Below are 771 nucleotides of genomic sequence, written 5' to 3'. Positions count from 1 at the left end.
ACCTGCACAATCAAAAAAAGCACATAACATTTACAATAATATATTATAAACAAAACATTAAAACATCATGAATAAAAAAGAGTATCTGAAACCGGAGTCAAAAACAATCGTAATGGAAGGCACTGAAATACTGGCGGGGTCGGACGGCACAGGAATACATGCAGGTGAACAGCCAGTGGTAGATGGTGATGAAGACGGGGAAGATGATGGCAGCGGTAATATTGATTTTTGATTCCACACATCATTGACGCATGCGTAATATTTTTCATAACATCCGCATAAGCATTGTGGAGAATGCACGCATACCTGTGTAGAGACGCGAAAAAGTTCGTCTCACGGACAATCATGCTGATATAAGGCACTACAAATGCCATATGTCAGCATTTTTTATGCGTAATTCGGCTCTCCACATCCCACATTCCAACCTCTCCAACCGCAATCAACCCAAGTAGAGACGCAAAATCTTGCGTCTCACAAGCAATCATTCCGCACACTTACGCGCTACAATATACCACATATAAGCATGTTTTTATTCCTCGGGAGACGCAAGATTTTGCGTCTCACAAGCGAGTATGTCGCAAAAGGATGGTAAACAATATGCCCATTATAATGATTTTCCTTGCGTCTCACAAGCAACCGTGTCGCAAACCGACGCTAAACTATATACCACATATAAGCATGCTTTTATCCCTCGGGAGACGCAAAATCTTGCGTCTCTACAAGGCTCGCGCCATCAATATAAAATATTATTGACCTTACTGATGCGCTACT

The 771-nt window shown here is 41.6% G+C and carries 2 protein-coding genes; both read left to right on the top strand.

The annotated features are described in order from the left end of the window. Positions 1-67: 67 nt before the first annotated feature. Entirely contained in the window at positions 68-232 is a 165-nt protein-coding gene (locus BN4609_RS16690; RefSeq protein ID WP_164071717.1) for a hypothetical protein, read from the top strand. A 340-nt stretch (positions 233-572) separates the two neighbouring features. Further along, on the top strand, positions 573-771 hold a 199-nt coding region (locus BN4609_RS16795), incomplete at its 3' end, for a hypothetical protein (protein ID WP_206196568.1).

The sequence above is a fragment of the Leyella lascolaii genome, assembly GCF_900079775.1.
Taxonomy (GTDB): domain Bacteria; phylum Bacteroidota; class Bacteroidia; order Bacteroidales; family Bacteroidaceae; genus Prevotella; species Prevotella lascolaii.
This window is presented reverse-complemented; position numbering and strand designations above follow the sequence as displayed.